Here is a 23921-nt window from a genome sequence, read left to right as displayed (position 1 = left end):
CCCGATATGGACATGACAATAAACACGCCTTACTACACCATCGGCGAGGCCGCGATGGAGTCGGGTATCTCCGCGAAAATGATTCGCCACTATGAGCAAGTGGGTTTGTTGAAGGAGGCCGCACGAACCGATGCAGGGTACAGGCTATACAACAGTCGCGATTTGCATGTGTTGCGCTTTATTCGCCATTCACGCGACCTGGGTTTTTCAATCAAACAGATCGAGGAATTGCTGGGGCTGTGGCAAGACAAAACACGTCCAAGCCGTGAAGTGAAGAAACTGGCGCAGTCGCATCTGAGTGCGCTGGAATCCAAAATCCGTGAACTGAATGCGATGAAGTCCGAACTTGAACGACTGGTACATTGCTGCAAGGGCGATTCCCGGCCAGACTGCCCAATCCTCGAAGGATTGGCTGCTGAGTGATCAGTGATTGCCCGGAACCACTGCGGTGTGACCCGACTCGGTTTTGCTGACTGTGACAGGAAGCCCGTACAGCACGCTCAAAGTGTTGGAGGTTATCACCTGGTGGGCGGGGCCTTGCGCGAGCACTGCACGCCCTTTGAGCAAGCAGGCGGTGGCATTGACGCCCAGCGCATCTTGTGGATTGTGCGTGCTCAGCACCACACTTTTTCCAGCGGCTGCCAGTGATGCCAATGTGTTCATGACCTTGGCTGCATTCGCAAAGTCGAGATTGGCAGTGGGCTCATCGAGAACAAGAGTTTGCGCACCCTGGCACAAGGCACGCGCAATCAGCACCAACTGTTGTTGACCGCCGGAAAGCAGATGGAAATCTCGTTGTTTCAAATCATGAATACCCAATTGTTCCAGAGCGTCGTGAACAAATTGGTGGTCGGCGTGTGTGGGGCCACCGAACAAACCCCAATGTGTGGTTCGACCCATTAACACGGTATCCCACACGGAAAACCCGAGGTTGTTGGCATGGCTTTGCGGTACATAAGCCAAGTGCAACGCAAGTTCTCGCGCTGCCAGCTGTTGCACTGGGGTGCTGTTGATCAACACCCGCCCCGCGCAGGGTGGTATTAGGTTCAAAAGCGTTTTGATCAGCGTACTTTTGCCGCTTCCATTGGGGCCGAGCAGGCAAAGTATTTCGCCTTGCTTCAGTTCCAGATCAATGTGCTCAAGCACGGCACAGCCGCCGTGGCCCACAGACAGGTTTTCTGTTTTCAGGCTCAATGGTTGGCCCCCGCACGCCGCAACAGCAATCCCAGAAAGAATGGTGCACCCACCAGTGCAGTCAGAATACCCAGCGGTATTTCAAGATCGCCCAGGCTTCTCGATGCCGTGTCGACAAGAAGCAGGAACAGCGAACCCATCAGGATTGACATGGGGAGAAGGCGGGCCAGGCTGGGTCCGACAAGCAGGCGTGCTGCATGGGGAATCAGCAAGCCGATCCAGCCGATTACACCAGCCACGGCCACCACAGCGCTCGTCATGATCGTGGCCAGCGCAATCACTGCGATTCGAAGGGGTTTAACCTGGACCCCCAAAGCATTCGCTTCAGCTTCGGGCAGGCTAAGTACATTCAAACGCCAGCGCAGCAAATACAGCGCCGAGCAGGCCACCAATACCACGGGTGCCACTACCCACACCTCGGCCATTTGTATCCCGCTTAAACTGCCGAGTAACCAGAAGGTGATGGCCGGTAACTGATCGTATGGGTCTGCAAGAATTTTCAGCAGGGAAGTGATTGCACCAGCCAGGGCACCCAAAACCACACCGGTCAACACCAGCACCAAAGTTCGGTCTGCATGTTGAATCGCTTTGCCCAGCGCGATCACCAGCGCTACAGCAGCAAGTCCGCCTGCAAAAGCCAGGCTTTGTACACCAAGTACCGGCAAGCCCAAAAACAAGCCGAGCACTGCACCCAAGCCTGCTCCGGAGGACACACCCAGAATATCGGGGGACACCAGCGGGTTTCTGAACAGCAATTGATAGGCAGCACCTGCTGCTGCCAGCGCAGCGCCGACCAAAATGGCGCCGAGCGTGCGGGGCAAGCGAATGTCTTGAACCACTTGAACAGCGATTGGTTCGCCAGTACCCAACAGGGCATGCAGGCTTTCCAGAAGCCCCAGTGGATACGCGCCCAAGGTGAGCGAAAGCGCGGCAAAGCCGATCAATGTGATCAGCAGCAAGGGCAGGCTGTAAGGAAGGACAGCTCTAGGCATGAGGGGCGCGGCAGTGAATTAGAGCCCGAGTATACCGCAGGCCTGCCGCGCCAATATCAGCTTTGAAGCATCTGTTGAATCACGCTTTTCAACACGCGGGCAATGTCGTCGGCTTTCATGTTCGGGTCGCGTATGGCGCGAATTTGAAGTCCATCGAACAAGGCCATCAGAATGGTGGATTTCGCAGCAAGGTTGAGCTCGCAGGGAGTTGAGTTTTTCAGGGGCTGAATGCCTTTGATCAGTTGGGTGACCTTTTCCCGAATGACTGTATCCGTGCCTTGAACGGTTGCTGCGACTTTTGGATTCCGGGCGGCTTCCGCCAAAATCTCGGTGTCAAGTTCACTGCGGTCGATGCGCCTTTGCACACCCTCATCGACAGTGCCGAGCATGGCTTTCAGAATGTCTTTTTCCCCCTGAATTTTTGCGATCCGCTCCAGTGCCTGGTCAAGGTCGCGTTTGACCATCGCTTCAATGATTGCTTCTTTGCTCTCGAAGTAATTGTAGATGTGGCCAGCACTCATGCCGAAAGATTTCGCAATCTCCGACATGCTGGCACCGTGAAAACCACTTTTCCTGAAACACTCCGCTGCTGCATCCAGAATTTGTTGTCGGCGAAGTTCTGCTTTGCTGCCAGGTGCTTTCAAGTCCTGATTCATTTTATTCTCCTTGTGCTGCGGTATTTTGCTTTGCACGTTTGTTGCCAAACAAACGGGTTACCACTACGAAGAAAATGGGTACGAAGAAAATGCCCAACACGGTTGCAGAAATGGTGCCGCCCAATACGCCGGTACCGATCGCATTTTGACTGCCCGAGCCCGCACCTGTCGAAATAGCCAAGGGCACTACGCCGAGGCCAAAGGCCAGCGAGGTCATGATAATGGGGCGCAAACGCATGCGCACTGCATCCAGTGTGGCTTCCAGCAAGTCACGGCCTTGGTCGAATTGTTCCTTGGCAAATTCAACAATCAGAATTGCGTTTTTCGCCGACAAACCCACAGTGGTCAGCAAGGCCACCTGGAAGTACACGTCATTGGCAAGGCCGCGGCCACTGGCTGCCAGCAAGGCCCCCACCACACCCAAAGGCACAATCAGCATGACCGCAAATGGAATGGACCAGCTTTCATACAGTGCCGCCAAACACAAAAATACGATCAGCAGCGAAAGCGCATAAAGCAGTGGCGCTTGCGAACCAGACTGTCGTTCTTCGTATGACAAGCCTGTCCACTCAATGCCCATGCCTTCTGGCAGGTTTGCAGCGATGGCTTCCATTGCATCCATGGCGTCGCCCGAGCTCATGCCGGGTGCAGCTTGCCCTTGAATTTCCACCGCAGGCAAACCGTTGTAGCGCTCAAGGCGTGGAGAGGCCATGGACCATTGCGCCGATGAGAAGTTGGAGAAGGGCACCATTTCGCCGTCGTTGTTGCGCACGTAAAACCGGTTCAGGTCTTCCGGCAACATGCGGAACGGTGCGTCGGCCTGCATGTACACGCGTTTTACACGGCCGCGGTCCAGAAAGTCATTGATAAAACTGCCACCCCAGGCTGAGGTGAGTGTGTCGCTGATCTCTGAAACGCTCACACCCAGGGCACCGGCTTTGGCATTGTCAATGTCAAGTTGGTACTGCGGCGTGTCGGCTGTTGCATTGGGGCGAACACCCATCAAAACCGGGTTTTTGGCTGCTTCGCCAATCATGGTGTTTCGAGCTTGAATCAGCGCATCGCGCCCCAAACCAGTTCGGTCCTGAATAAACAGGTTAAAGCCTGAAGCATTGCCCAACTCCCGAATGGCAGGTGGTGCAAATGCAAAGGCCTGGGCTTCAGGCCAGCTTGCAAATTCAGCCGAGGCGCGTTGCACGATGCCGGCAGCTGAATTTTCTTTGCCGGGGCGTTCGCTCCAGTCGCGCAGGCGTACAAAACCAATACCCGAGTTTTGGCCGGTACCTGAGAAGCTGAAACCGGCTACGGTGAACAAAGATTTCACATTGTCACCTTCCTCATTCAGGAAGTAATCTTCCATCTTGGCCAGTACTTGCAGGGTTTGTTCTTGCGTAGCACCCGCTGGCAACTGCACCTGTGTGAAGAATACGCCTTGGTCCTCATCCGGCAAGAATGAGGTGGGTAAGCGCGTGAACATGAACGCGGTAATCGCCAGTAAGCCGCCGTAAATGATCAGCGAGCGCCCCGACTTGTGCAGCATGCGGCCAACAGCGCCCTGATAACGTGCGTTGCTTGAATCAAACTTGCGGTTGAACCAGCCGAAGAACCCTTTTTTCTCGTGGGTGTGCCCCTTTTCAACGGGTTTTAGCATGGTGGCACACAAAGCAGGTGTCAGCACCAGTGCCACAATCACCGACAAGGCCATGGCCGACACAATGGTGATTGAAAATTGCTTGTAAATGACGCCAGCAGAACCCGGGAAGAATGCCATGGGTACAAACACGGCCGACAGCACCAAACCAATACCCACCAAGGCACCGGTAATTTGGTCCATCGATTTTCTCGTGGCCTCCAAAGGAGATAAACCTTCTTCGGCCATGACACGTTCAACGTTTTCAACCACCACAATGGCGTCGTCCACCAGAAGGCCGATAGCCAACACCATGGCAAACATGGTCAACGTGTTGATTGAAAATCCGAATGCGGACAGCACTGCAAATGTACCCAGCAACACCACGGGTACCGCAATCGTTGGAATCAACGTGGCCCGGAAGTTTTGCAGGAACAGGTACATCACGAGGAACACAAGAATAATGGCCTCGATCAGGGTTTTGACCACACCTTCAATGGAAATTTTCACGAACGGTGTGGTGTCGTAGGCCACGTCCCATTCCATGCCTTCGGGGATGAGGGGTGTAATGCGCTCCATCTCGGCGATTACGCCTTCAGCGGTGTCCAGCGCGTTGGCACCCGAGGCCAGGCGGATACCAATACCGGATGCATTGCGTCCGTTCCAGCGCGGCAAAATATTGTAGTTTTCACTGCCATAATCAATACGCGCCACGTCTTTCAGACGCACAGTGGCTCCGTCTTCCGTAGTGCGCAAAATAATTTGTTCGAAGTCTTTGGGTGTTTCCAGCAAGGTTTGCGCGGTGATGGTTGCCGTGAGCGTTTGACCTTTCACAGCCGGTGCCCCGCCCAATTCACCCGCCGACACCTGCGCGTTCTGGGCCAGCACGGCACTTCGAATGTCGCCCGGTGTCACTTTGAACTGGTTCATTTTGTCTGGGTTTAGCCAAATGCGCATGGCATATGGACTACCAAACACTTGCACCTCGCCCACACCGGTCACGCGGCTAACAGTGTCTTGCACATTGGTGGTAATAAAGTCGGCGAGCTCGGTGGAGGTATATGCACCATCCACTGCCGTAAATGCAATTACAAGCAAATAGCCTGTTGCACTTTTGGTCACTTGAATGCCCTGACGTTGAACGGCGTCGGGCAGCAGAGGCACAGCCAAACTCAATTTGTTTTGAACTTGCACCTGGGCGATATCGGGATTGGTGCCGGGCTCAAAGGTAAGTTCGATCCGCAGGCGGCCAGTGGAGTCGCTGGTGGACTTCATGTAACGGAAACCATCCAGGCCTGTCATGCGTTGCTCAATCACCTGAGTGACCGAATCTTGCAGGGTTTCTGCCGAAGCACCCGGGTAAGTGGCTTGAATGGTGACAGCGGGTGGTGCAATGGCCGGGTATTGCGCCACAGGCAAATTGAAAATGGCCAACGCGCCGGCCAACATGATAACAATCGCGATCACCCACGCAAAAATGGGGCGATCAATAAAAAATCGGGACATGGTACTGCTCCTGCCAGGCGTTGTTTACTTGTTCTCAGAGTCGGAAAGGATTTCAACTTCCTGACCGGGGCGAACTTTCTGGATACCTTCGACAATCAGGCGATCACCCGCTTGAAGGCCCTCGGCAATCAGCCACTGGTCGCCAATGGCTCTGGCTGTTTCTACGCTGCGTTTTTCAACTTTGTTGTCCTGACCCACCACGAAAGCAGATGGCGCACCGGTTGCATCACGCATGATGCCTTTTTGCGGCACCAGAATACCGGCTTCGCGCACGCCTTCTTCAAGTGAGGCTCGAACATACATGCCGGGTAACAACTGCAGTTTGGGGTTGGGGAACACCGCGCGCAAGGTAACTGTGCCTGTGTTCTGGTCCACGGTCACATCGCTGAATTGCAGTTTGCCTTCTTGTGCGTAGCTGGAACCATCTTCAAGCTTCAAGGTAACTTTGGCGGCGTCTTTGCCCGCGCTTTTCAGCACACCACTTTCCAGGTCACGCTTGAGTTGAAGCAGTTCGCTGGTGGATTGTGTCAGGTCAACATAGATGGGATCCAGTTGCTGAATGGTGGTCAGTGGGTTGGCTTGTCCTTGCTGTACCAAAGCACCTGGCGTAATGCTGGAACGGCCAATTCGACCACTGATGGGTGCAGTTACCTTGGTGTAGTTCAGGTTGATTTGCGCCGATTGAACGGCGGCTTTGCCCGAGGCCACATCGGCCTCAGCCTGTTTCAGCGCTGCGTAGGCGTCATCACGTTCTTGTTGGCTTACCGCGTTGAGTTTGGCCAGTTCCTGGAAACGATCGTTTCGAATTTTCGCGCTGGTCAGGTTGGCTTGCGCTTTCTCAAGCATGGCTTTGGCGCTCGCATATTCGGCTTGATAGGTGGAAGCGTCAATTTGATACAGGGATGTGCCTGCTTTTACATCACCACCTTCCTGAAACTGACGCGCCTTGATGATCCCATTCACTTGGGGGCGCACCTCGGCGATCAGGTAGGGGCTGGTTCGGCCTGGCAATTCGGTGTAGAGCGACACGGGCTTGGCAGCCACATCAAACACCCGAACTTTGGGCAGAGCGGGGGCTGCTGCAGCATTTGCACCGCCTTCTTGACTGCCGCAGCCGGCCAGGGTCAACGTGCCAACAGTCAACAAGGCGCTGGTGCCCAGAGCCATTTTTCTTATATTAATCATGGTACTACCTCGAAATTAGCAATGCGGGAACAGTGAATAGACAAGAATACTGAATGAACGTTCATTTTTTCATTGAAAAAATTGACTGTCAAATAGGGACAAGTACGCATAGCGGACTAATACAGGTGTAGCACCCCCTAATTTTAGGGGGTGTGTGTGGTTCCGTTACGCATTATTTTTCATAAGTACGATCGTTAAAATTTCTTGCGGAGCTTGTCATGAAATCAAAATTAATAGTTGCCGCAGCATTGGGCTTCATTCCAGGTTTGGCCTGGTCAATTGACCGCATTCAGGGTGCTGACAGTGGTTTGAACTGTGATGCAATCGCTACTCAGCAAGCCGAAATGAACGGCTACATCGAGGCGGGTAACACAGAGCGTGGCTTGGGGACTGCGGCGGCGGGTGGTGCGGCCAACGTAGGTGGGCAGGTGGCTACTTCGCAGGTTGCAGGTGGTTTGTTCGGCGCTTTTGGTGGTATTGCAGCCAAAGTGGCGGGCACCTTGGCGCAAGACCAGGCTGAGGCTGCGATTGGCCCCGATCCAGCGGCGGTTGAAAAAGCCAAACTGGCTGCCAACCGAAAAGACTTTCTGACCCAATTGGCATTGGCGAAAAATTGCGCCACACCGGGTGGAGAAAAAATACTAAGCCTTGAGGAGTTTCAGAAGGTTGCGACTGCGGCACCGATTGGTTCAGTGAAGGCGCAGGCGATGACATCGGAATTGGTGTTGTCCACTTTGAAGGAGCCCGTGTCGATTTTGCCCACCAGCGGGGTGGCGGACGGGAACTTGAAGATCAAAGGTAAAAAAGTATTCTTGACTGAGTACCGGGTGCTGTTTGATGTCAGTGGCGAGGTCAAGGCGAATACCCGGGGAGGCTATTTGCTGGGCAGCGATTACGGTTCAACCCGTGTCACGGTGAAGTATAAAATTCCCAATGTCGATGTGGCTGCTTTTCAGGCCATTACCGACAAGGCATTCGAAGACTTTAAATCCCGGATGGCCACCACTGGGCTCGACTTGACCTATGGCAATCCACCTGAGGGTGGCGTGTATGACGCCACGCAGCAGGGCAGTACACCCGAGGCCCCTGTTTACATTACCAAAGACGTCGGACATTCCAAACGCGTATTTCTGGTCATGGCCCCCACGGGCATGAAGTTGATTTCGCGAGGGTTCACCGGTATTGGTGCTGGCAACATTGGCAATCGCATTGCCTGGGGCGGAAAAAACTATGAGGGCATGAACGTAACCCAAACCATCAATATCGCTGATCACGAATCCTCAGGGTCGGGTTCATCCATTTTCAGAAAACGTTCTGAGGCGGATGCCAAATCGGGCATGAGTGTGGCAGCAGGTACTGGTGAGTTTCTGGTTCAAACCCATGTCAGCGGCAATTTGCTGCGGGCAGACAACCCTGTCTTGATTGCGGGGCAGTTCGCCAATTTTAAGGATGTTGGGGGATTTGATAGCGACAAAAATACCGCTTTGCGCGTGGTTGGCACATTGCAAAACCTGGCAGGCATGGGCGCTGACAAATTCAAAACCGTTGAAAAAGAGGTGGAACTAGATGGTGCGGCAACTGCCCGAATGGCTTTGCAAGGCTTGGCCACCATGAACCAGGCGGTGGCTGAATCAATTCGTTAACCCAGTCTGAAACGAGCAAAGATGACTCTCGGAATGAATATTGCATCGATTCGCGCTTAATCTATCAAGAATCATGTTTTGTTATTTTCCGGGAGCGATACTTTGGACCTTTCATCAATCGTGATCGTGGGCGGCGGAGCAGGTGGCCTGGAGTTGGCCTGCAAACTGGGGCGCAAGCTGGGCCCTGACCGCGTTACGCTGGTCGACGCCAAGATGTACCATATTTGGAAGCCATCGTTACATGAAGTGGCGGCGGGTACGCTGGACATTCACCAAGAGGGTTTGTCTTACCCCATGTTGGCCCACAACAATGGTTTTAATTTTGTACTGGGTGCAATGGAGGGTTTGAACACGGAGGGCAAGCAGGTTGAAATTGCAGCCGTTCGCGATGATGTGGGCGATGAAGTGTTGCCCAAACGTGTGTTGCACTTTGGAACGCTTGTGATCTCCGTGGGCAGTCAATCCAATTATTTCGGTGTGAAAGGTGCACAAGACTTCACCATTTCGCTGGACGGTCCGCAACAGGCCGAGAGTTTTCGCCTGAAGATGCTCAAACAATTGGCCACGCTTGATTTGCGTAAAAAACTGGATCCATCGGCAAGCCTTGATATCGTCATCATTGGCGCTGGCGCTACCGGTGTAGAGTTGGCCGCCGAGCTGCGGGAAGCAAGCCATGTGCACAGTCGCTACGGCTTTAGCCGAATTGATGCAGCCAGCGATGTAACCATTACCATTCTGGAAGGTGCACCCAGTATTTTGCCGGTGCTGCCTGAAAGTGTGTCCAGCGCGGCTTTGCGTTTGCTCGAGCAACGTCACATTACTGTGGTCAACAATTGCAGGGTGGTCGAAATTTCATCCAAGCAAGTATTGGATGCCAGTGGAAATCGTTACCAAGCCGATTTGTGTGTGTGGGCGGCGGGCATCAAGGCACCGGCGTGGCTGGCCAATTTGGGCTTGCCGGTGAACCGCAACAATCAACTGGAAGTCGAGGGTGACTTGCGGGTAAAGGGCCAGCAGCATATTTTTTCATTGGGTGATTGCGCGGCTTGTGTGCAACCCGATGGAAGCATGGTGCCTCCGCGCGCGCAATCGGCGCACCAGCAGGCAGACTACATTTACAAAACCATATTGAATGCCGAACGTGGCAAGGCAGCCTTGGGTAAACCTTACCTGTACAAAGACCACGGTTCTCTGGTGTCGCTGGGTTCTCGCAGCTCGGTGGGTAGTTTAATGGGCGGCCTGTTCAAGGCCAGCAGCATGTTTGTAGAAGGTTTTTTTGCGCGCAGCATGTACGCAAGTTTGCACCTGATGCACCACTATGCAGTGCTGGGCGGCATGAAAACTTTTTTGCTGGCCATGGCGCGTTTTCTGCTCAAACGCGCCACGCCTTTGGTGAAATTGCACTAAGCCATATCGGCAGGTTTTTGGATCAACAGGTGCGCAGGTCTGCCACGGCCTTCTTGCCGAAATCCGGACCGAGAAGGTAGTGCACCAGCCTCTCGCCGGCCATGTTCGGACTGCTCAGGGCATTGCTGTTTTTTAGCTCAATAAACCGCTGTTTGTTGGGAAACAGTGATTCATCGGTTTCCCGAATTTGTGTTTGCATGGCGGTGTCGATCACGCCGGGTGCCAGGCTGCAAATGGCGACATTCGGCAGTTGGTCTTGTTGCACAGCCCGAGCATGCATGTCGAGCGCGGCCTTGGTGGCGCAATACACGCTCCAGCCCGGGTAAGCACTTTGAGCAGCGCCACTGGACACATGCAGTATCCGAAGTTGCTGCGTGCCCTGAATTTTCCGGGCCAGCAAGGCGCTCAGGGCCAAAGGCACTGCAACATTGAGCTGAACACTTCTGGAAATATCGACAGTGGCTTGCGCACTCAATGGCCCTATTGGAGACACCAGGCCCGCGTTGTTAATTAAAAGCAATTGTGTTGCGTTTGCAATGAATTTCAGCAGTTGGGGGCTGCTTTCAAGCTGCTCAAGTGCGCCGGGTTGTGCCAAATCAAGGCTTATTTGCTGAAGATCTTCGTTGTATTGTTGTTGAAGTTCAGTGTTTTGTGATCGGGCAATGCCCAATACAGCATGCCCTTGTTGCAGAAGTGCGCGGGCAATACCCAAGCCCAGCCCTTTGCTATGCCCCGTCAAAATTGCCTTGATCATGGTTTTTGATTCAGTTTCAAATACAGAATAGAGCTGGCGAGCAACAATGTGACTGCATTGGCCACCACAACAGGCCATTGCTGCACCAACAAACCGTAAACAAGCCACAGAAGCACGCCCAAACAAAAACACGCGTACATGCCCAAAGAAATGCTTCGGGTGTCGCGTGTTTTCCAGCAATACACCACCTGCGGAATAAACGAAAAGGTGGTGAGTGCTGCGGCCACAAAGCCCAAGGTTTGGGCCCAATCCAGCTGCATCAGTCGGCCTGTATTTTCTGGGCTGTTTCCTTGTAGGCAGCAATGCGCCCACCGCCTATGGCAATCGCTTTGTTGATGGCTGCACGGGCTTCATTCTTGCGGTCCAGCTTGATCAGAGTTTCCGCCAGGTTGTTCCAGGCATCAGCCATGTCGGGGTACACACCCACTGCCTTGCGGTAGTGCTGTTCGGCTTCCACATAACTTTTGGCCCCATAGGCCAGGTTACCCAAACCAAAATGAAACCAGGGCTCAGTGGGCCAGGTTTTCGCACCCTGTTGGTAAGCCTGACCGGCTTTCTCAGTGTTGGAGCGCTCAAGCGCAACCGCTGAATTCAGATAGCCTTGTGCATTCACGTAGCTGGGTGGTTCGGCGGTGGTTTTAATCACGGTAAAGCCCCAGTTCTGTGAGCGTTCCCAAAGTTTCAAAAAGGTGGCCACGGGAATCAACTCACGTTCCTTCGGGCCAGAGCGCAAAATCATGCTGTTGCTGCCAGGCTCGTAACCCACCACCACGGCGTAGTGCCATTGCGGTGCAATCGGCAGTGAAAGATTGAGAAGAACCACCACGGGTGCACCAGCATTCAGGGCGTCAAACAGGGCGGGAAGTTTGGGTTCAATTTGGTAACTCAGGTAGCCTAAACGGCGAGGGGCTGCCAGCATTTCAAGTTGCAAGCTGCCTTGGCGGCCGGGCAGGTATACCAGTTCAGCCAGTTTGTTCGGGTCGGTGTTTTCACCGGCGTGGTTAAGCACCATGGCCAATGTTGACGGACCGCAGTAAAACTCTTCCTGTGCGAAAAACGGCACGTTTTTGAGTTCAACAGGTGCTTGGGTTTGAACGGTGTTTTGAAGGTCTTGCGGGACTGTTGGCAAAATTGAACAAGAAGCCAACAGCCCTACAAGTACAGCTGAGCCCGCCAAGCGGGCCCAGGCGGTACTGGAAAAACGTAATTTCATCGAACGGAACGGGTAAACGGAAATACCTTGGTCAGGCCAAGAATGTCGGTTACCAACAAAATAATGAAGACAGTAAATAGTACACCAACAATGCCGGCACCTGCGGGTGCGTTCTCAATGTGGGCGGCCAGCTTCTGGGCTTCTTCTTCTGTCATGGAATCCACACGGGCCTTGGCAACTTCAGGGCTTACACCATGAGCTTGCAGTGCTTTGGCAATGTCTTCACGATCGAAGAATTGCTTGAGTTCGGAGCGGTCTTGCTGATGCATGGCAACCGCTTCTTCGGTGCTCACGATTGCTGCGTGGGCTGGTGCCACAATAAAGCTGCTTGAAAAGCTCAACAAAACTGCCATTGCTGTTGCGCGCATAGTTTTAGTCATTTTATTACTCCATCATTCTTGTGTGTGGGAAAGACCATCATAGGGTTAAACAAGCTTTACTGCTTATTTATTCCGAGTCAACCAAACGAAGGCCGTTGCGTTTTAGTTGACATCACGGCAAGGAGGATTTGTGATGAAAACTCGATTGTTCAGAATTTTTTCGGCCAGTTTTGCTGTTTTGACTGGTCTTGCCTTGGCGCCCATGCAGGCCCAGGCCGTCAATATTTCGATTGGCGTGGGCGGGGAAGTGCTCCCCGGCGTGTATGGTTCAGTCAATATCGACAATGGGCGCTACCCGGCGCTGGTGTATGCCGAACCCCTGATCGTGACTCGCCCTTCGCGAATCCTGTCTCCGGTGTACTTGCACGTGCCCCCAGGGCATCTGAAAAAATGGGGTCGATATTGTGGTCGCTATGACGCTTGTTCACGGCCGGTGTACTTTGTGAAGTCTCGTGATTACTACGACTTCAGCCCCCGCTACATTGAACAGCGTTACATCTATCGCGATCGTGTCACCTACGTAAATCGCGGTGGCTACGACCGTCGCGATTATTATGATCGCCGGGACTATGACCGTCGTGATTACGATCGCCGTGACTACCGCGAGCATCGCCGGGATCATGATCACCGTGGGCATGGTAAACACTGGAAACACGATGATCGTGGCCATGGTCATGGCAAACATGGTCGGGGTAGAGACGACTAAACTGTTAATAATTGGTTTTAATTTCAATTCACAAAGCCGGCTGGTTCAGCCGGCTTTGTTTTTTTAACTCAAGGGGTTAATCATTTGTAAGTAAAAAGCTGACATAATGTAGGAATCTGTGTTCTTGAACAATTGTTTGATTGATTTTCAGTTTGATATCGCGATAAGCTTTATCTGATTGAAATATAAGTGAAATATTTTTCTTTTACACAAATAAGGGGGTAAAATTCACCCTATTCATTCCTATTATTTTCAGTGTTGGATGGCAAAGTGATTAGGTAATGTTTTAATTAACACTTTTTGACTAACCCATTCGACAAAGACAATCCCATCATGAAAACTCAGTCCAAATTACGTCAGCGAGGCGCGCTCATGGTGGAGCTTGTGCTGACACTGCCCATTTTGTTGGCTGTGATTTTCGCGATTGTCGAGTATTCGGTGCTGTTGGGAGCCATGTTGATCATGAACAACACCACCAGTGAAGCAGCGCGACAAGCCACGGTGTACCGCAGCGGGTTTGCAATTGGTGATTATGAAAGCCTTGCGCAAGACGCTCTGGAAGACCTGTTACCCACTTACGTGGGTTCTTTTAGGGAAAGCGTGGTGCCTTCGGTAAACTCCTTTGCCTGCGGCGATTCAACCTGCCTGCGGGTACGTCTTGATTATCCCAACTACAGCAGTAACCCCCTGGTCGGAAATTCCTTTTTCATTCCTTTGCCTGAGAATTTGTCAGCAGAGTCCACTACACGTGTGGAGCCCAACGATGGTTAAGCAGCCAAATTCGCGGCAATCACAGCGCGGTGCCTATTCAATTTTGACCGTGTTTGTGCTCATCATGAGCTTGGGGGCCCTGGGTGTTTTGGCGGTGGGGCACATGGCTTGGGAAAAAACCCGTTTGCAGGGTGTTGCTGATCTGGTTGCCTTGACTGCTGCCCGTCAAATGTCCAATGGCCCCGAGTTTGCCGAGGCGCAGGCCATTGCCCTGGCCAACGGTGTGAGCGAAGACGACGATTTGACCATTGAGTGCATTATTGACGATGCACCCACCAATGATTGCGACAACTCAATTACCAGCAGGGTCACTATTGTTCGACCGGTCAATGGTTTGCTGGTTTTTTTGCCAAATCGTGAAGTCACAGTGCTGGCTGAGGCCACAGTGGCGCCAACTGTGGTGGGTTCGGTGTCCAGCGGCCTTGTCAGTGTAGACACCAATCAGTCCGCCTTGTTGAATGGTTTGCTGACTGCATTGGGTGGTGGCGCCATCAATTTGAATGTGGCCCAGTGGGGCAGTTTGCTGGGCAGTGACATTCGCGTGGATTTGTTGGCTTTGGCGACAGAACTGGGTGTGGCCAATGTGAATGATTTGTTGTCTTTGAACCTGTCGGCACTGGGTTTGTTGCAAGATGCCTTGTTGGTGGGCAATGCCGATGAAGCCGATAAAATGGAAGTCGAGGGTATTCTGAGTGCCTTGAGCGGACCCTTGAACAACGTCAATGTCACTGTGGGCGATCTGTTGGCCCTCGATTTGTCGGGCCGAACCAATACCACTCTGGATGTCAATCTGGGGCAGTTGGCGCAGGTTACTGTGCTGAATGCGGTCGAAGGCGTGGGTTACGTGTTGCCTATTTCATCGGGCTTGTTGAATCTGGATGTGGGCGTGAATATTCTGGAAGCGCCGCAAGTATTTGTTGGCCGGAAAATGCCTTACAAAAACCCGATTGCCACGGGCCGAACGGCGCAGGTGGCGTTGGATGTGCGGGTTCGTCAACCTTTGAACCTTAACCTGGCACTTGTTAATTTGAGCGCGCTGGATTTGGGGCTTCAACTGCGTGTAGCAGGTGGGCTGGCCGAAGTGAATGAACTAACGTGCCGGTATCCCCGTTCAACCAATAACATGGTGATGACCGTAGTACCGGCGGTGGCTGAGGTTTGTATTTCAGATAGCGCTGGTAATTTGAACACCACCGTGGGTTCGCTGGAATGTGGCGCGCCAGCTGAAATTTTGAATGTGAACTTTTTAGGTTTGGTGGACGCTGGTGTCACCTTGGCTGCTGAGACCAGTTTGCGCTCAGACCCTGTTCAACACAGTTTTGATGGTATGGCGCCTTTCAGCGAAACCATTGAACTGAGCGTAGGAGAAACGCTGGGTAATTTGTTGCAGAACACTGAATTGGATATCGGTTTGAATTTGCCACTGGTTGGCCCGCTGATCAACGGCATTGTGAATGGCTTGGTCAATTTGTTGCTCAACGCACTTGAACCTGCTTTAAGCCCCATTTTGGGCCTGGTGGGCAATATTCTCGATGGTTTGTTACAGGTGTTGGGTGTGGATTTAAATACAGTGACTGTGAATGTGGATTCCATGGATTGTCAAAGCGTGGTCTTGACGCGCTGACGGAACGTTCAATCCACTTGCACAGCATCGGTTTTTTGCAGGCCGTACACTGCCGCCAGCGCAGTGCCGGCCAACACCACAAGCCCGCCAATCAAAGTGTGCCAACCCACCGTTTCGCCCAGAAACAGATTGCCCCACAGCACGCCGAACACCGGGGTTAGAAAGGTCACGGTAAGTGCTGAGGTAGGCCCTATGTCCATCACCAGCCTGAAGTAAAGAAGGTACGCCACGCCGCTGCACAACACGCCCACTCCCAGAATGGCCAACCAACTGCTCATGGCGGGCATTTGCTCTGGCAGATTGAACGGCACAAAGGGCAGCAGTATAAAAGAGCCCATCAGCAAGCAACCAAAGGCATTGGTCAGCGGGTCAATGTCACTGCCCAGGTATTTGGCCATATTGGTTGCAATGCCATAACAGGCTGCGGCTGCAAGGGCAGCCGCCACTCCCAACCCGGTACCTTCCGTGTTCAGGGTTGCTGCGTCAAAGCCCACAATAATGGCCACACCCAACAGGCCGAGAACAAGGCCAAGCAAAGCCATGGGTGAGGGCACTGCACGGGTCCACACCAAGGCAACGAGCGCAGCCCAAATCGGGGCGGTGGCGTTAATGATGACCAGCACCGACGCGGTGACCGTGAACGAAGCATAGGCCACCAAGGTGAAAGGCAAGGCGGAGGCAAATACGGCAATCACAGCAATTAACTTCCAGCGCTTTGCAACCTGGGTTTGCTTGCGAGTTAGCGCAAAAAGCCCACCCAGAAAAAGTGCGCCAAACGCCACCCGAAGAGCAGCCATGAAGGCGGGGGCCATGTCGGCTGCTGCAATTTTGTAAAACACGAAGGATGAGCCCCAGATCATGGACAGCAACAACAATCGCAGCGCACTGGCTTGACTCATGGTTTTCAGCAGGTGGTGAGTGAATGCGCAAGTATGCTTAAAATAGCGCGACGCGTGATGGTGCTGGGTTGAATTCCCCCAACAATTCATAGTTTGATGTCAGATCAGTGCGCTTCGTCTTCCATGCGTTTGCGAAACTCGATGGTGTCTCCATCGGCCAGTAGCTGTGTAATTTTGAGTGGCGCACCGGCGGTGTCGAGTGTCAGTAAACCGACTCCGCTGCCATTGACCAGCCGCTCACCACGGCTGCCATGGTCGGGCTTGCGCGGCACGATGCGCATTTTTCGGCGCTTGGTGAACCAGTTCAAAGGCGACCAGGGGGCGTACAGCCAGCGATTCATGCGGTCGAGAATATCGAGCAGTTTGCGTGGAAACTCATTTCGAAAACCACTGCTGGTGATTTGCCAGATATTGGGGCTGTTTTTCTTGCTGCGAAGTTCCACTTCATAAGCGAATGAGTAGTGAACATCGCCAGAAAGAATGACAAAATTTTGGGGAGTTTTGCCGTGACGAAACAGGTTCAGCAAGGTGTTGGCAGCACCGCGGTGGGCCATCCAGTTTTCGGCATCTACCATCAAGGGTTTGCCAAACCAGGTGAACACTTTTTGTATGGTTTCAATCAACTTGACGCCAAATATGGGAGCCGGGGACACCAGCAACACTGCATCGTGTCCCAACAATCTTTGTTGTAGCTCAGAGAGTGATTCCCAATCCATCAAACCAGAGGGGTGCGCCGGGTTGAACTCCGCACGCCATCGATTGGTGCGGGTGTCGACCACCATCAGTGCGGGTTGAGTGTTCCATTTGTATTGCCAGCCGCGAAAGGCAATCAGCTCGGAAATCAGTTCTTCATGTGCTTCTTCGCCTGGCAACTGGAGGGCCTCGTCGCAGCGGGCCATCATGTCATCAGAAAAATTTTCCGGTGCATTGCCCCAGGCCTGGCACACCAGATAAGCCACCAGCGCGTTGCCGATGATGCGGCGGGAAAATGGTTCTCCGTAAGCGGTTTCTTCCCACTCTGCACTCAGGTTCCAGTCGTCGGTGATGTCGTGGTCGTCGAACATCATGGCCACCGGAATGTGTGCCATCAAGCGGTGCACACAGTCCAGTTCGGCGACGAATTCCTCCATGGCTTCCAGTTGTGCCTCATAGCGTTCCGCGAACTCGGTAGGCACATCAACAGGAATGGTCATCTCGGTGTAGCGCCACGGAATGGGCGACCAAACCAAGAGGTACATGGCCATGACTTCGGACAGGGATATCAGGTGATTTCGAGCGCTGTCGGTGGTGAATACCGGTTTTTTTACACCCGTAAACAGCACGGTGCGAATGTCTTTGTTGGCCTTGGTTTTTGGCAACAGTTGGTCGCGGGTGTAATAGTGTGGCTGCTCGCGATGCAGGGTATCGCTATTGTCCAGTTTGGTGCCGGGCAAAGGCTCTGCGGGCGAATTTAATTCGTTCAGCAAGCGGTGTATGGCCACCAGCATAGGGCCCGCCACATCGTCGGTGTAAATTTGATCGCCACCCATCATCAGCAGTGCTGGCCATTCGGTCGGTGTGGCGGCCAGTTCCAGCAGGTGCTGGTCAGCCCGAACCAGGCCATCGCCGGCCGAGCTGCCTTCTTTGCGGGCGTAGTGCGGCTTTCTGCACGAACCATGCAACACGCTGCGAATCTGGCTTTGAATGACAAATCCCAGCGTGCTTCTGCCGGGGTAAAGCAGGTGCGGTACTTCCTGGGTCAGGTTGATCCATTCGCCATCCGCACCGTGTTTGTAGCTGAGTTCATAGCCCACCCAGGTGTCAGTGGGTAGCGGCATGTTCAAGGGCAGATCGATTAGGTAAATGTAATAGCGCTCTGCCACTTTCAATTCACGGCAATGTCCGCGAATTTCATGCACTTGGGAATCGTGTTTGCCCGGGAACAGGGCAAGCCGCCACTGCACCGGCCGGGACGTTGCCAGCCACAAAGTGATTCGTTCGCTTTGCATGCGACGCAACACTGGGCCAGCCAAAAGGGTGTTGATGCTCATACTGCGATTCGGGTGAGGTGTGGGAAAAATGCACAAACCCTATCAACGTTTTACTAGTAATTCGGTGGACAGCTTTCTTGAGCCTTGGCTTTTGAGCCGGCTTTTTGAATGCAGTCCTTTAACACATCCAGTTTGGGCAGGGTTTTGCAGTGGGGTACATCGGCCAATGGCTGAGTGCCATTAAAGCCACAAGCGTAATACGAAGTTACGGGATTCACAGGTTTGTTGACAACTTTGTTGCAGGCAGGTTTCAAGGTGTTGCTGACCCAGTTGTCATAGGTACTGGACTCTTTCTCGAATTCGGCTTTGTCGGCATTCAACTGGTCTGCTTGCAGATTGAAGGTGTTCACCGCTTCATTGAAATTACTGACAGCGTTTTTGTCGGGTTTACCTGCATCAAGTTTTGCTTTTTGGTTTTGCAGGGCAACGCGCCGTTCGTTCAAAAGCCTTTCGCTGCCACGCAAGTCGCTGGCCCGCTGTTCCAGCGAGTTGAATCGTTTCAAGCCCTGTTGTTCAAACTGCAAACAGGTGCGCAGTTCGCCTTCTTCAACCTGCACAGGGCTTGGGGTTTGGGCTTGCAGGGAAGGGCTGGCCAAAAGCATCAGGAATACGCCGGTTTTGACTTTGGACATGGACATGTTTATTGCAACGGTGAACTACAAGTGCTTGATCGTAGCAGATCGATAGCCAAATTAAATCGAATGAGCAATTGATTAAATAAGTAAGAATAATTATCATTACTGTTCATTAAAAAGCGTGAGTGTTTTGCGTATGAATAAGGTCGGCAGTACGAACTACTGGGTAATCAATCGGATTTTGTCAGCGCTAGTGGGTGGCTATGTATTTACCTGGGGTTTTGCATCTTTGGGCATTGCAGGTTTGGCTTTCCTCGGCGTTGATTTTCATGAAGCTGAAACCGGTGTCTTGATGCTGGCTTTTCTGGTTTTTCTATGTGTGTTCCTGTGGGCTTTTGCCAGCACCAGTGTGGCCCGTGTGTGGGCTGTGCTGGCGGGTGGCGGCGGGTTGATGACGCTGTCGGCCTGGTTGGTTCAACAAAACATGTTGTCTTGAAGGGGAACGTTGGTGTTCAGTAATTTTCGATTGTCCATGACCTGGGTTCATACCTGGTTTGGTTTGGTGTTGGGCTTTGTATTGATGGTCTGTTTTTTCTTTGGATCTCTGTCGGTGTTTGATCGGGAAATTGACCGATGGGCGATTCCCGAAACGCGGTTCGACGCGCAGCCCATGCCTTCGTTTGACAAGGTACTGTTGCCTGCTTTGCAGCAACTGGAACCCGATGAGGTGGACTATGCCACCAACATGCCCAGGCTGCACGACCCGGCCAAGGGCGAGATGACCCCGCGCACTGAATTGCCGGTGGATGAATATTGGGCTTATGTGACCCACCGCGACCCCGTGTTGGCGGCTGGTGTGGGCTATGGCGTGCCCTTGGCGAAAAACCCGGAAGACCACAACCACATTCACAAGAACGTGACCCTGGACCCCAGAACCGGTGCGGTGTTGCCTGATGACAAACTGAAAATTGGCAGTCACTGGTTTTACCCCATGCACTACAGCTTGCAGTTGAAGTGGAAAAATCTGGGGATCTGGATTGTAGGCCTTGCGGCGTTGATGATGCTTGCTGCTTTGGTCACCGGTGTCATCATGCACCGCAAGGTATTCCGCGAGTTTTTCACGTTCCGGCCCTGGAAGCGAACACAACGTGCCAGCCTGGATTTGCACAATCTGACGGGTGTTGTGGCCCTGCCATTCCATTTCTTTTTTGCATTCACCGGCTTAGTAATTTTTGCAAGTTTTTACTTTCTGCCGGTGACCAGCACCTTGCTTGATCCCCTGCACAAGCAGCATGAAATTCACGAGGCGGCCGCAACCGGTTTGCCGCATGATGCAGCAGGTGTGCCCGGACCCATGAGCAGTGTGGATGCCATGGTGGAGGAGGCCAAACGCCGTTGGGCAGCGCGCGACATGGCAGGTGAAGTCGGCTTTTTGGTGATGCACCATGTCGGCGATGCCAACAGTTATGTGAGTATTTACCGCGCTGGCAGTGACCGGGTGGCACTGGTGGGCGAGGGCATTCACTTCAAAACCAGCACAGGCGAAGTGCTCAGTGAAGACCCTCCGCGTACCCCTGTTTCAGAGGTGAATGAATTTTTGACTGGCTTGCATTTGCAGCATTTTGAACACTGGTTCTTGCGTTGGCTGTATGTGTTGGGCGGCTTGCTCGGTGCGGTGTGTATTGCAACCGGTTTTATTTTCTTCGTTGAAAAACGAAAATCCCAACATGCGAAAAGTGGGAGCAACGGAAGCCGTGTGGTCGATTCATTGGCCGTGACCACAGTGACTGGCATGGTGATGGCCGCAGTTGGCATGCTGGTGATGAATCGGATTCTACCGCCCGACATGTTGGGCAAGGCCGATTGGGAAAAAGCTGCATTCTGGACTGTGTGGGGCCTTAGCTTTGTTCATGCTTACGTTCGCAGTGCGCCCGTTGCGCTTGGTTTATTCAACCCGGCCTGGCGTGAGCAGTGCTGGGGTGTTGTGGTGCTGAGTATTTCCGCAGTGCTCTTGAATTGGGCCACCACGGGCGACCATTTGATCAAAACAATCTTCACAGATACCTATTGGCCCGTGGCTGGTGTTGACCTAAGTCTGATGGCGTGTGCCTTGGTGAGCGGTTGGGCTGCATTGAAACTTGCGCGGCGCGAGCGTGGTGTGCAGTCTCATTCCGGATTTGGCGAGGTGGCCCATGCCTGAAGCACTTTATTTAATAGCGGCAGCTTTGTTCAGCTTGGTGGGCATGGCGTGGCTGGCTTTGTCCATGGATGTGCATTGGGCCCAGCTGAAGCAGATCCCCCTGGCGGATAGCCAACCACCCAAAGCAATACTCAAGGCCTTGGGTTACAGTGCTTTGTTGGTATCACTGGTGGTGTGCCTGGTGGCTGACCGGCCCTCCATTGCGGCACTGGTCTGGATCATGTTGATGGTTGGTTCGGCTGTGGCGGTGGCCTTTGCGTTGGCCAACAGGCCGGGCTTGTTGAAGGTCATTTGGCCGATTGAATTCAAGGCATAAAAAAACCCGCTGGATGAAACCAGCGGGTTTTTTCTTGAGGCGGGTTGATTTACTGACGAATCAAATGATCAAAGGCCGCCAGTGAAGCATTCGCGCCTTCGCCCATGGCGATGATGATCTGCTTGTAAGGCGCAGTGGTGCAGTCGCCTGCAGCAAACACGCCTTCCATGCTGGTGTGGCCTTTGTGGTCCACCACAATTTCACCATGCTTGCTCAATTCCAGCGTGCCTTTCAACCAGTCGGTGTTGGGCAGCAAGCCGATTTGAACAAAAATGCCTTCCAGTTCAACCTGCTTCACTTCATCCGTGGCGCGGTCTTTGTAGCTTAAGCCGTACACCTTGGTGCCGTCGCCGTTCACCTCGGTGGTCAGCGCGTTCAGGATCACTTTCACATTGGGCAGGCTGTGCAGTTTTTTCTGCAACACAGCGTCTGCTTTCAGCTTGGTGTCGAACTCAAACAGGGTCACTTCTTTCACAATGCCAGCCAAGTCAATGGCGGCCTCTACACCGCTGTTGCCACCACCAATCACCGCCACGCGCTTGCCTTTGTACAAGGGGCCATCGCAGTGCGGGCAGTAGGCCACGCCCTTGTTTCGGTACTCGGCTTCGCCGGGTACGTTCATTTCGCGCCAGCGTGCACCGGTGCTCAAAATAATGGTTTTGCTGGTCAGCTTGGCACCGTTTTCCAGCTCCACTTCAACTTTGCCGTCGGCGAGTTTTTGCAGGCCTTTTGCGCGTTGCAGGTTCATCACGTCGATCTCGTATTCCTTGACGTGTTGCTCCAGTGCAGCCACCAGTTTGGGGCCTTCTGTTTCTTTCACTGAAATGAAGTTTTCAATGCCGAGCGTGTCCAATACCTGACCACCGAATTTCTCGGTGACCACGCCAGTTTTCACGCCTTTGCGTGCGGCATAAATTGCGGCGGCTGCACCGGCAGGGCCACCACCTACAATCAGCACATCGAATTCACCTTTGGCGTTCAGTTTGGCGGCGTCTTTTTCTGCTGCGCCGGTGTCAAGCTTGGCAACAATCTCTTCCAGCGTCATGCGGCCAGAGCCAAAGCTTTCATTGCTGTTGCCCTGCTGGCCCTGAAACACGGTGGGCACAGCCATTACCTTGCGTTGTTCCACGAGTGGCTGGAACATGCCGCCATCAATCATGGTGTGGCTAAACGCCGGGTTCAATGCGGCAATGGTGTTGAATGCCTGTACTACGTCTGGGCAGTTGTGGCAGCTCAGCGAAATCACGGTTTCAAAATGACCGCCATTGGCCGGTGCTTGCAGGCCTTTGATCTGTTCGATCACATCTGCTTCCACCTTGGGTGGATGGCCGCCTACATGCAGCAGGCCCAGCAGAAGCGAGGTAAATTCATGTCCCATGGGCAAACCGGCAAAACGCACACGGCCTTCTTCGCCTTGCTTGGCAATCGAGAATGAAGGGCGCAGGTTGTACTCGCCGTCCAGGCGCACAGACACGCGGTCTGAACACTCAGCGATTTCTTGCACCAGCTGTTCCATATCGCGTGCTTTTTCGCTGTTGTCCAGCGAGGCCACCAATTCAATGGGGTGTCGCAGCATCTGCAGATAGGTCTTCAGTTGTTGTTTGATGTTTGCGTCGAGCATGGGGTACTCCGAGGAATGTTCTTCAGGTGTTTTTGAACATGGGGCCGCTCCCTTGTGGGGAGCGGTTTACTGCTAACAATTCAAAGGTAATTTGAATTTAGATTTTGCCAACCAGGTCCAGTGAAGGAGTCAAGGCTGCGTCGCCTTCTTTCCACTTGGCTGGGCAAGCCTGGCCGGGGTTCTTGGCGATGTATTGGGCGGCTTGAATCTTGCGCTTCAGTTCAGATGCATCACGGCCGATACCCAGGTCATGCACTTCCATCACCTTGATTACGCCCTGTGGGTCGAGAACGAAGGTACCGCGCAGTGCCAAACCTTCTTCTTCAATCATCACGCCGAAGTTGCGTGTGATTTGGCCGGTGGGGTCACCGATCATTGGGAAGCGGATTTTACCGATTGTTTCTGTGGCGTCGGCCCAAGCTTTGTGGGTGAAGTGGGTGTCGGTAGACACTGAGAATACTTCCACGCCCATGGCTTTCAATTCTTCGTACTGGTCAGCCAGGTCGCCCAACTCAGTGGGGCACACGAATGTGAAGTCGGCTGGGTAGAAAAAGAATACAGACCACTTGCCCATCACGTCGGCTTCGGTCAGGTTGATTTCTTTGCCGTTCCAGTAGGC

The 23921-nt window shown here is 53.2% G+C and carries 23 protein-coding genes; 9 read left to right on the top strand and 14 right to left on the bottom strand.

What is annotated here, in order from left to right; translation table 11 throughout:
- Positions 1 to 6: 6 nt before the first annotated feature.
- Positions 7 to 423, top strand: a complete 417-nt coding sequence (gene cueR / locus LMED105_RS13445; RefSeq protein ID WP_008252257.1) for a Cu(I)-responsive transcriptional regulator — start codon at positions 7 to 9, stop codon at positions 421 to 423.
- On the opposite strand, the gene LMED105_RS13440 is transcribed toward cueR, so the two are convergent.
- From LMED105_RS13440 to LMED105_RS13420, 5 genes are read right to left on the bottom strand one after another with little or no spacing between them, the layout of a single operon-like run.
- Complete coding sequence (locus LMED105_RS13440) at positions 424 to 1194, bottom strand: ABC transporter ATP-binding protein (protein WP_008252255.1); 771 nt, start codon at positions 1192 to 1194, stop codon at positions 424 to 426.
- On the bottom strand, positions 1191 to 2186 hold the full coding sequence (locus tag LMED105_RS13435; RefSeq protein WP_008252254.1) for an iron ABC transporter permease: 996 nt from the start codon (positions 2184 to 2186) through the stop codon (positions 1191 to 1193). The genes LMED105_RS13440 and LMED105_RS13435 overlap by 4 nt, the downstream gene beginning before the upstream one ends.
- Before the next feature lie 56 nt (positions 2187 to 2242).
- Positions 2243 to 2842 carry a TetR/AcrR family transcriptional regulator gene (locus LMED105_RS13430; protein ID WP_008252253.1) on the bottom strand — a complete coding sequence of 200 codons (600 nt, stop codon included), beginning with the start codon at positions 2840 to 2842 and terminating at the stop codon, positions 2243 to 2245.
- Between the two features lies 1 nt (position 2843).
- Entirely contained in the window at positions 2844 to 5978 is a 3135-nt protein-coding gene (locus tag LMED105_RS13425) for an efflux RND transporter permease subunit (RefSeq protein ID WP_008252252.1), read from the bottom strand.
- 24 nt (positions 5979 to 6002) lie between these two features.
- Positions 6003 to 7163 carry an efflux RND transporter periplasmic adaptor subunit gene (locus tag LMED105_RS13420; RefSeq protein WP_040513518.1) on the bottom strand — a complete coding sequence of 387 codons (1161 nt, stop codon included), beginning with the start codon at positions 7161 to 7163 and terminating at the stop codon, positions 6003 to 6005.
- Between the two features lie 218 nt (positions 7164 to 7381).
- Here LMED105_RS13420 and LMED105_RS13415 point away from each other — a divergent pair, with 218 nt between their 5' ends.
- Positions 7382 to 8806, top strand: a complete 1425-nt coding sequence (locus LMED105_RS13415; RefSeq protein WP_008252250.1) for a hypothetical protein — start codon at positions 7382 to 7384, stop codon at positions 8804 to 8806.
- A gap of 102 nt (positions 8807 to 8908) precedes the next feature.
- Positions 8909 to 10213: an NAD(P)/FAD-dependent oxidoreductase gene (locus LMED105_RS13410; RefSeq protein WP_008252249.1), complete on the top strand. Its 1305-nt coding sequence runs from the start codon at positions 8909 to 8911 to the stop codon at positions 10211 to 10213.
- 22 nt (positions 10214 to 10235) lie between these two features.
- On the opposite strand, the gene LMED105_RS13405 is transcribed toward LMED105_RS13410, so the two are convergent.
- From LMED105_RS13405 to LMED105_RS13390, 4 genes are read right to left on the bottom strand one after another with little or no spacing between them, the layout of a single operon-like run.
- A complete protein-coding gene (locus LMED105_RS13405) occupies positions 10236 to 10967 on the bottom strand; it encodes an SDR family oxidoreductase (protein ID WP_008252248.1) in 732 nt (243 codons plus the stop codon).
- On the bottom strand, positions 10964 to 11227 hold the full coding sequence (locus LMED105_RS13400) for a SemiSWEET transporter (protein ID WP_008252246.1): 264 nt from the start codon (positions 11225 to 11227) through the stop codon (positions 10964 to 10966). Before LMED105_RS13400 ends, LMED105_RS13405 begins: the two co-directional genes overlap by 4 nt.
- Positions 11227 to 12180, bottom strand: coding sequence for a PA2778 family cysteine peptidase (locus tag LMED105_RS13395; protein ID WP_008252244.1), 954 nt, complete (start codon positions 12178 to 12180; stop codon positions 11227 to 11229). Before LMED105_RS13395 ends, LMED105_RS13400 begins: the two co-directional genes overlap by 1 nt.
- Positions 12177 to 12560 carry a PA2779 family protein gene (locus tag LMED105_RS13390; protein ID WP_040513516.1) on the bottom strand — a complete coding sequence of 128 codons (384 nt, stop codon included), beginning with the start codon at positions 12558 to 12560 and terminating at the stop codon, positions 12177 to 12179. The genes LMED105_RS13395 and LMED105_RS13390 overlap by 4 nt, the downstream gene beginning before the upstream one ends.
- Positions 12561 to 12693: 133 nt before the next feature.
- Between LMED105_RS13390 and LMED105_RS13385 the strand changes: the two genes are divergently transcribed.
- The 3 genes from LMED105_RS13385 to LMED105_RS13375 all read left to right on the top strand — a co-directional run bounded on the left by LMED105_RS13385 (position 12694) and on the right by LMED105_RS13375 (position 15661).
- Positions 12694 to 13266, top strand: coding sequence for a hypothetical protein (locus LMED105_RS13385; RefSeq protein WP_008252240.1), 573 nt, complete (start codon positions 12694 to 12696; stop codon positions 13264 to 13266).
- Positions 13267 to 13599: 333 nt separating this feature from the next.
- A complete protein-coding gene (locus tag LMED105_RS16515) occupies positions 13600 to 14037 on the top strand; it encodes a TadE/TadG family type IV pilus assembly protein (RefSeq protein ID WP_008252238.1) in 438 nt (145 codons plus the stop codon).
- Positions 14030 to 15661 (top strand): pilus assembly protein TadG-related protein, encoded by a 1632-nt coding sequence (locus tag LMED105_RS13375; protein WP_008252236.1) that lies wholly within the window; start codon positions 14030 to 14032, stop codon positions 15659 to 15661. Before LMED105_RS16515 ends, LMED105_RS13375 begins: the two co-directional genes overlap by 8 nt.
- Before the next feature lie 8 nt (positions 15662 to 15669).
- Here LMED105_RS13375 and LMED105_RS13370 read toward each other — a convergent pair whose 3' ends face one another.
- The 3 genes from LMED105_RS13370 to LMED105_RS13360 all read right to left on the bottom strand — a co-directional run bounded on the left by LMED105_RS13370 (position 15670) and on the right by LMED105_RS13360 (position 19228).
- A complete protein-coding gene (locus LMED105_RS13370; protein WP_008252234.1) occupies positions 15670 to 16560 on the bottom strand; it encodes a DMT family transporter in 891 nt (296 codons plus the stop codon).
- A 104-nt stretch (positions 16561 to 16664) separates the two neighbouring features.
- A complete protein-coding gene (locus tag LMED105_RS13365; protein ID WP_008252232.1) occupies positions 16665 to 18590 on the bottom strand; it encodes an alkaline phosphatase D family protein in 1926 nt (641 codons plus the stop codon).
- A 53-nt stretch (positions 18591 to 18643) separates the two neighbouring features.
- Positions 18644 to 19228: a hypothetical protein gene (locus LMED105_RS13360; RefSeq protein ID WP_008252230.1), complete on the bottom strand. Its 585-nt coding sequence runs from the start codon at positions 19226 to 19228 to the stop codon at positions 18644 to 18646.
- A 133-nt stretch (positions 19229 to 19361) separates the two neighbouring features.
- Between LMED105_RS13360 and LMED105_RS13355 the strand changes: the two genes are divergently transcribed.
- The 3 genes from LMED105_RS13355 to LMED105_RS13345 are packed head-to-tail and all read left to right on the top strand — an operon-like array spanning position 19362 to position 21681.
- The gene (locus LMED105_RS13355) at positions 19362 to 19661 is read left to right on the top strand and encodes a hypothetical protein (protein ID WP_008252228.1); all 300 of its coding nucleotides are present in this window, start codon (positions 19362 to 19364) and stop codon (positions 19659 to 19661) included.
- A 12-nt stretch (positions 19662 to 19673) separates the two neighbouring features.
- Positions 19674 to 21365: a PepSY domain-containing protein gene (locus tag LMED105_RS13350; RefSeq protein WP_040513522.1), complete on the top strand. Its 1692-nt coding sequence runs from the start codon at positions 19674 to 19676 to the stop codon at positions 21363 to 21365.
- Positions 21358 to 21681 carry a DUF3325 domain-containing protein gene (locus LMED105_RS13345; RefSeq protein WP_008252225.1) on the top strand — a complete coding sequence of 108 codons (324 nt, stop codon included), beginning with the start codon at positions 21358 to 21360 and terminating at the stop codon, positions 21679 to 21681. Before LMED105_RS13350 ends, LMED105_RS13345 begins: the two co-directional genes overlap by 8 nt.
- A 49-nt stretch (positions 21682 to 21730) precedes the next feature.
- Here LMED105_RS13345 and ahpF read toward each other — a convergent pair whose 3' ends face one another.
- Both ahpF and ahpC read right to left on the bottom strand, forming a co-directional pair.
- A complete protein-coding gene (gene ahpF / locus LMED105_RS13340; RefSeq protein ID WP_008252223.1) occupies positions 21731 to 23302 on the bottom strand; it encodes an alkyl hydroperoxide reductase subunit F in 1572 nt (523 codons plus the stop codon).
- A gap of 97 nt (positions 23303 to 23399) precedes the next feature.
- The coding region (ahpC, locus tag LMED105_RS13335) for an alkyl hydroperoxide reductase subunit C (protein WP_008252221.1) at positions 23400 to 23921 on the bottom strand (522 nt) is incomplete at its 5' end.

Source organism: Limnobacter sp. MED105 (assembly GCF_000170915.1).
Lineage (GTDB): Bacteria > Pseudomonadota > Gammaproteobacteria > Burkholderiales > Burkholderiaceae_B > Limnobacter.
Note: the sequence above shows the minus strand (reverse complement) of the source record. Positions and strands in the feature narration are given on the sequence as shown.

Excerpts from the sequence above, each read along its gene's own strand:
- cueR (WP_008252257.1), top strand. The coding sequence starts at position 7 with ATGGACATGACAATAAACACGCCTTACTACACCATCGGCGAGGCCGCG.
- LMED105_RS13435 (WP_008252254.1), bottom strand. The coding sequence starts at position 2,186 with ATGCCTAGAGCTGTCCTTCCTTACAGCCTGCCCTTGCTGCTGATCACA.
- LMED105_RS13430 (WP_008252253.1), bottom strand. The coding sequence starts at position 2,842 with ATGAATCAGGACTTGAAAGCACCTGGCAGCAAAGCAGAACTTCGCCGA.
- LMED105_RS13425 (WP_008252252.1), bottom strand. The coding sequence starts at position 5,978 with ATGTCCCGATTTTTTATTGATCGCCCCATTTTTGCGTGGGTGATCGCG.
- LMED105_RS13420 (WP_040513518.1), bottom strand. The coding sequence starts at position 7,163 with ATGATTAATATAAGAAAAATGGCTCTGGGCACCAGCGCCTTGTTGACT.
- LMED105_RS13415 (WP_008252250.1), top strand. The coding sequence starts at position 7,382 with ATGAAATCAAAATTAATAGTTGCCGCAGCATTGGGCTTCATTCCAGGT.
- LMED105_RS13405 (WP_008252248.1), bottom strand. The coding sequence starts at position 10,967 with ATGATCAAGGCAATTTTGACGGGGCATAGCAAAGGGCTGGGCTTGGGT.
- LMED105_RS13400 (WP_008252246.1), bottom strand. The coding sequence starts at position 11,227 with ATGCAGCTGGATTGGGCCCAAACCTTGGGCTTTGTGGCCGCAGCACTC.
- LMED105_RS13395 (WP_008252244.1), bottom strand. The coding sequence starts at position 12,180 with ATGAAATTACGTTTTTCCAGTACCGCCTGGGCCCGCTTGGCGGGCTCA.
- LMED105_RS13390 (WP_040513516.1), bottom strand. The coding sequence starts at position 12,560 with ATGACTAAAACTATGCGCGCAACAGCAATGGCAGTTTTGTTGAGCTTT.
- LMED105_RS13385 (WP_008252240.1), top strand. The coding sequence starts at position 12,694 with ATGAAAACTCGATTGTTCAGAATTTTTTCGGCCAGTTTTGCTGTTTTG.
- LMED105_RS16515 (WP_008252238.1), top strand. The coding sequence starts at position 13,600 with ATGAAAACTCAGTCCAAATTACGTCAGCGAGGCGCGCTCATGGTGGAG.
- LMED105_RS13375 (WP_008252236.1), top strand. The coding sequence starts at position 14,030 with ATGGTTAAGCAGCCAAATTCGCGGCAATCACAGCGCGGTGCCTATTCA.
- LMED105_RS13370 (WP_008252234.1), bottom strand. The coding sequence starts at position 16,560 with ATGAGTCAAGCCAGTGCGCTGCGATTGTTGTTGCTGTCCATGATCTGG.
- LMED105_RS13365 (WP_008252232.1), bottom strand. The coding sequence starts at position 18,590 with ATGAGCATCAACACCCTTTTGGCTGGCCCAGTGTTGCGTCGCATGCAA.
- LMED105_RS13360 (WP_008252230.1), bottom strand. The coding sequence starts at position 19,228 with ATGTCCATGTCCAAAGTCAAAACCGGCGTATTCCTGATGCTTTTGGCC.
- LMED105_RS13355 (WP_008252228.1), top strand. The coding sequence starts at position 19,362 with ATGAATAAGGTCGGCAGTACGAACTACTGGGTAATCAATCGGATTTTG.
- LMED105_RS13345 (WP_008252225.1), top strand. The coding sequence starts at position 21,358 with ATGCCTGAAGCACTTTATTTAATAGCGGCAGCTTTGTTCAGCTTGGTG.
- ahpF (WP_008252223.1), bottom strand. The coding sequence starts at position 23,302 with ATGCTCGACGCAAACATCAAACAACAACTGAAGACCTATCTGCAGATG.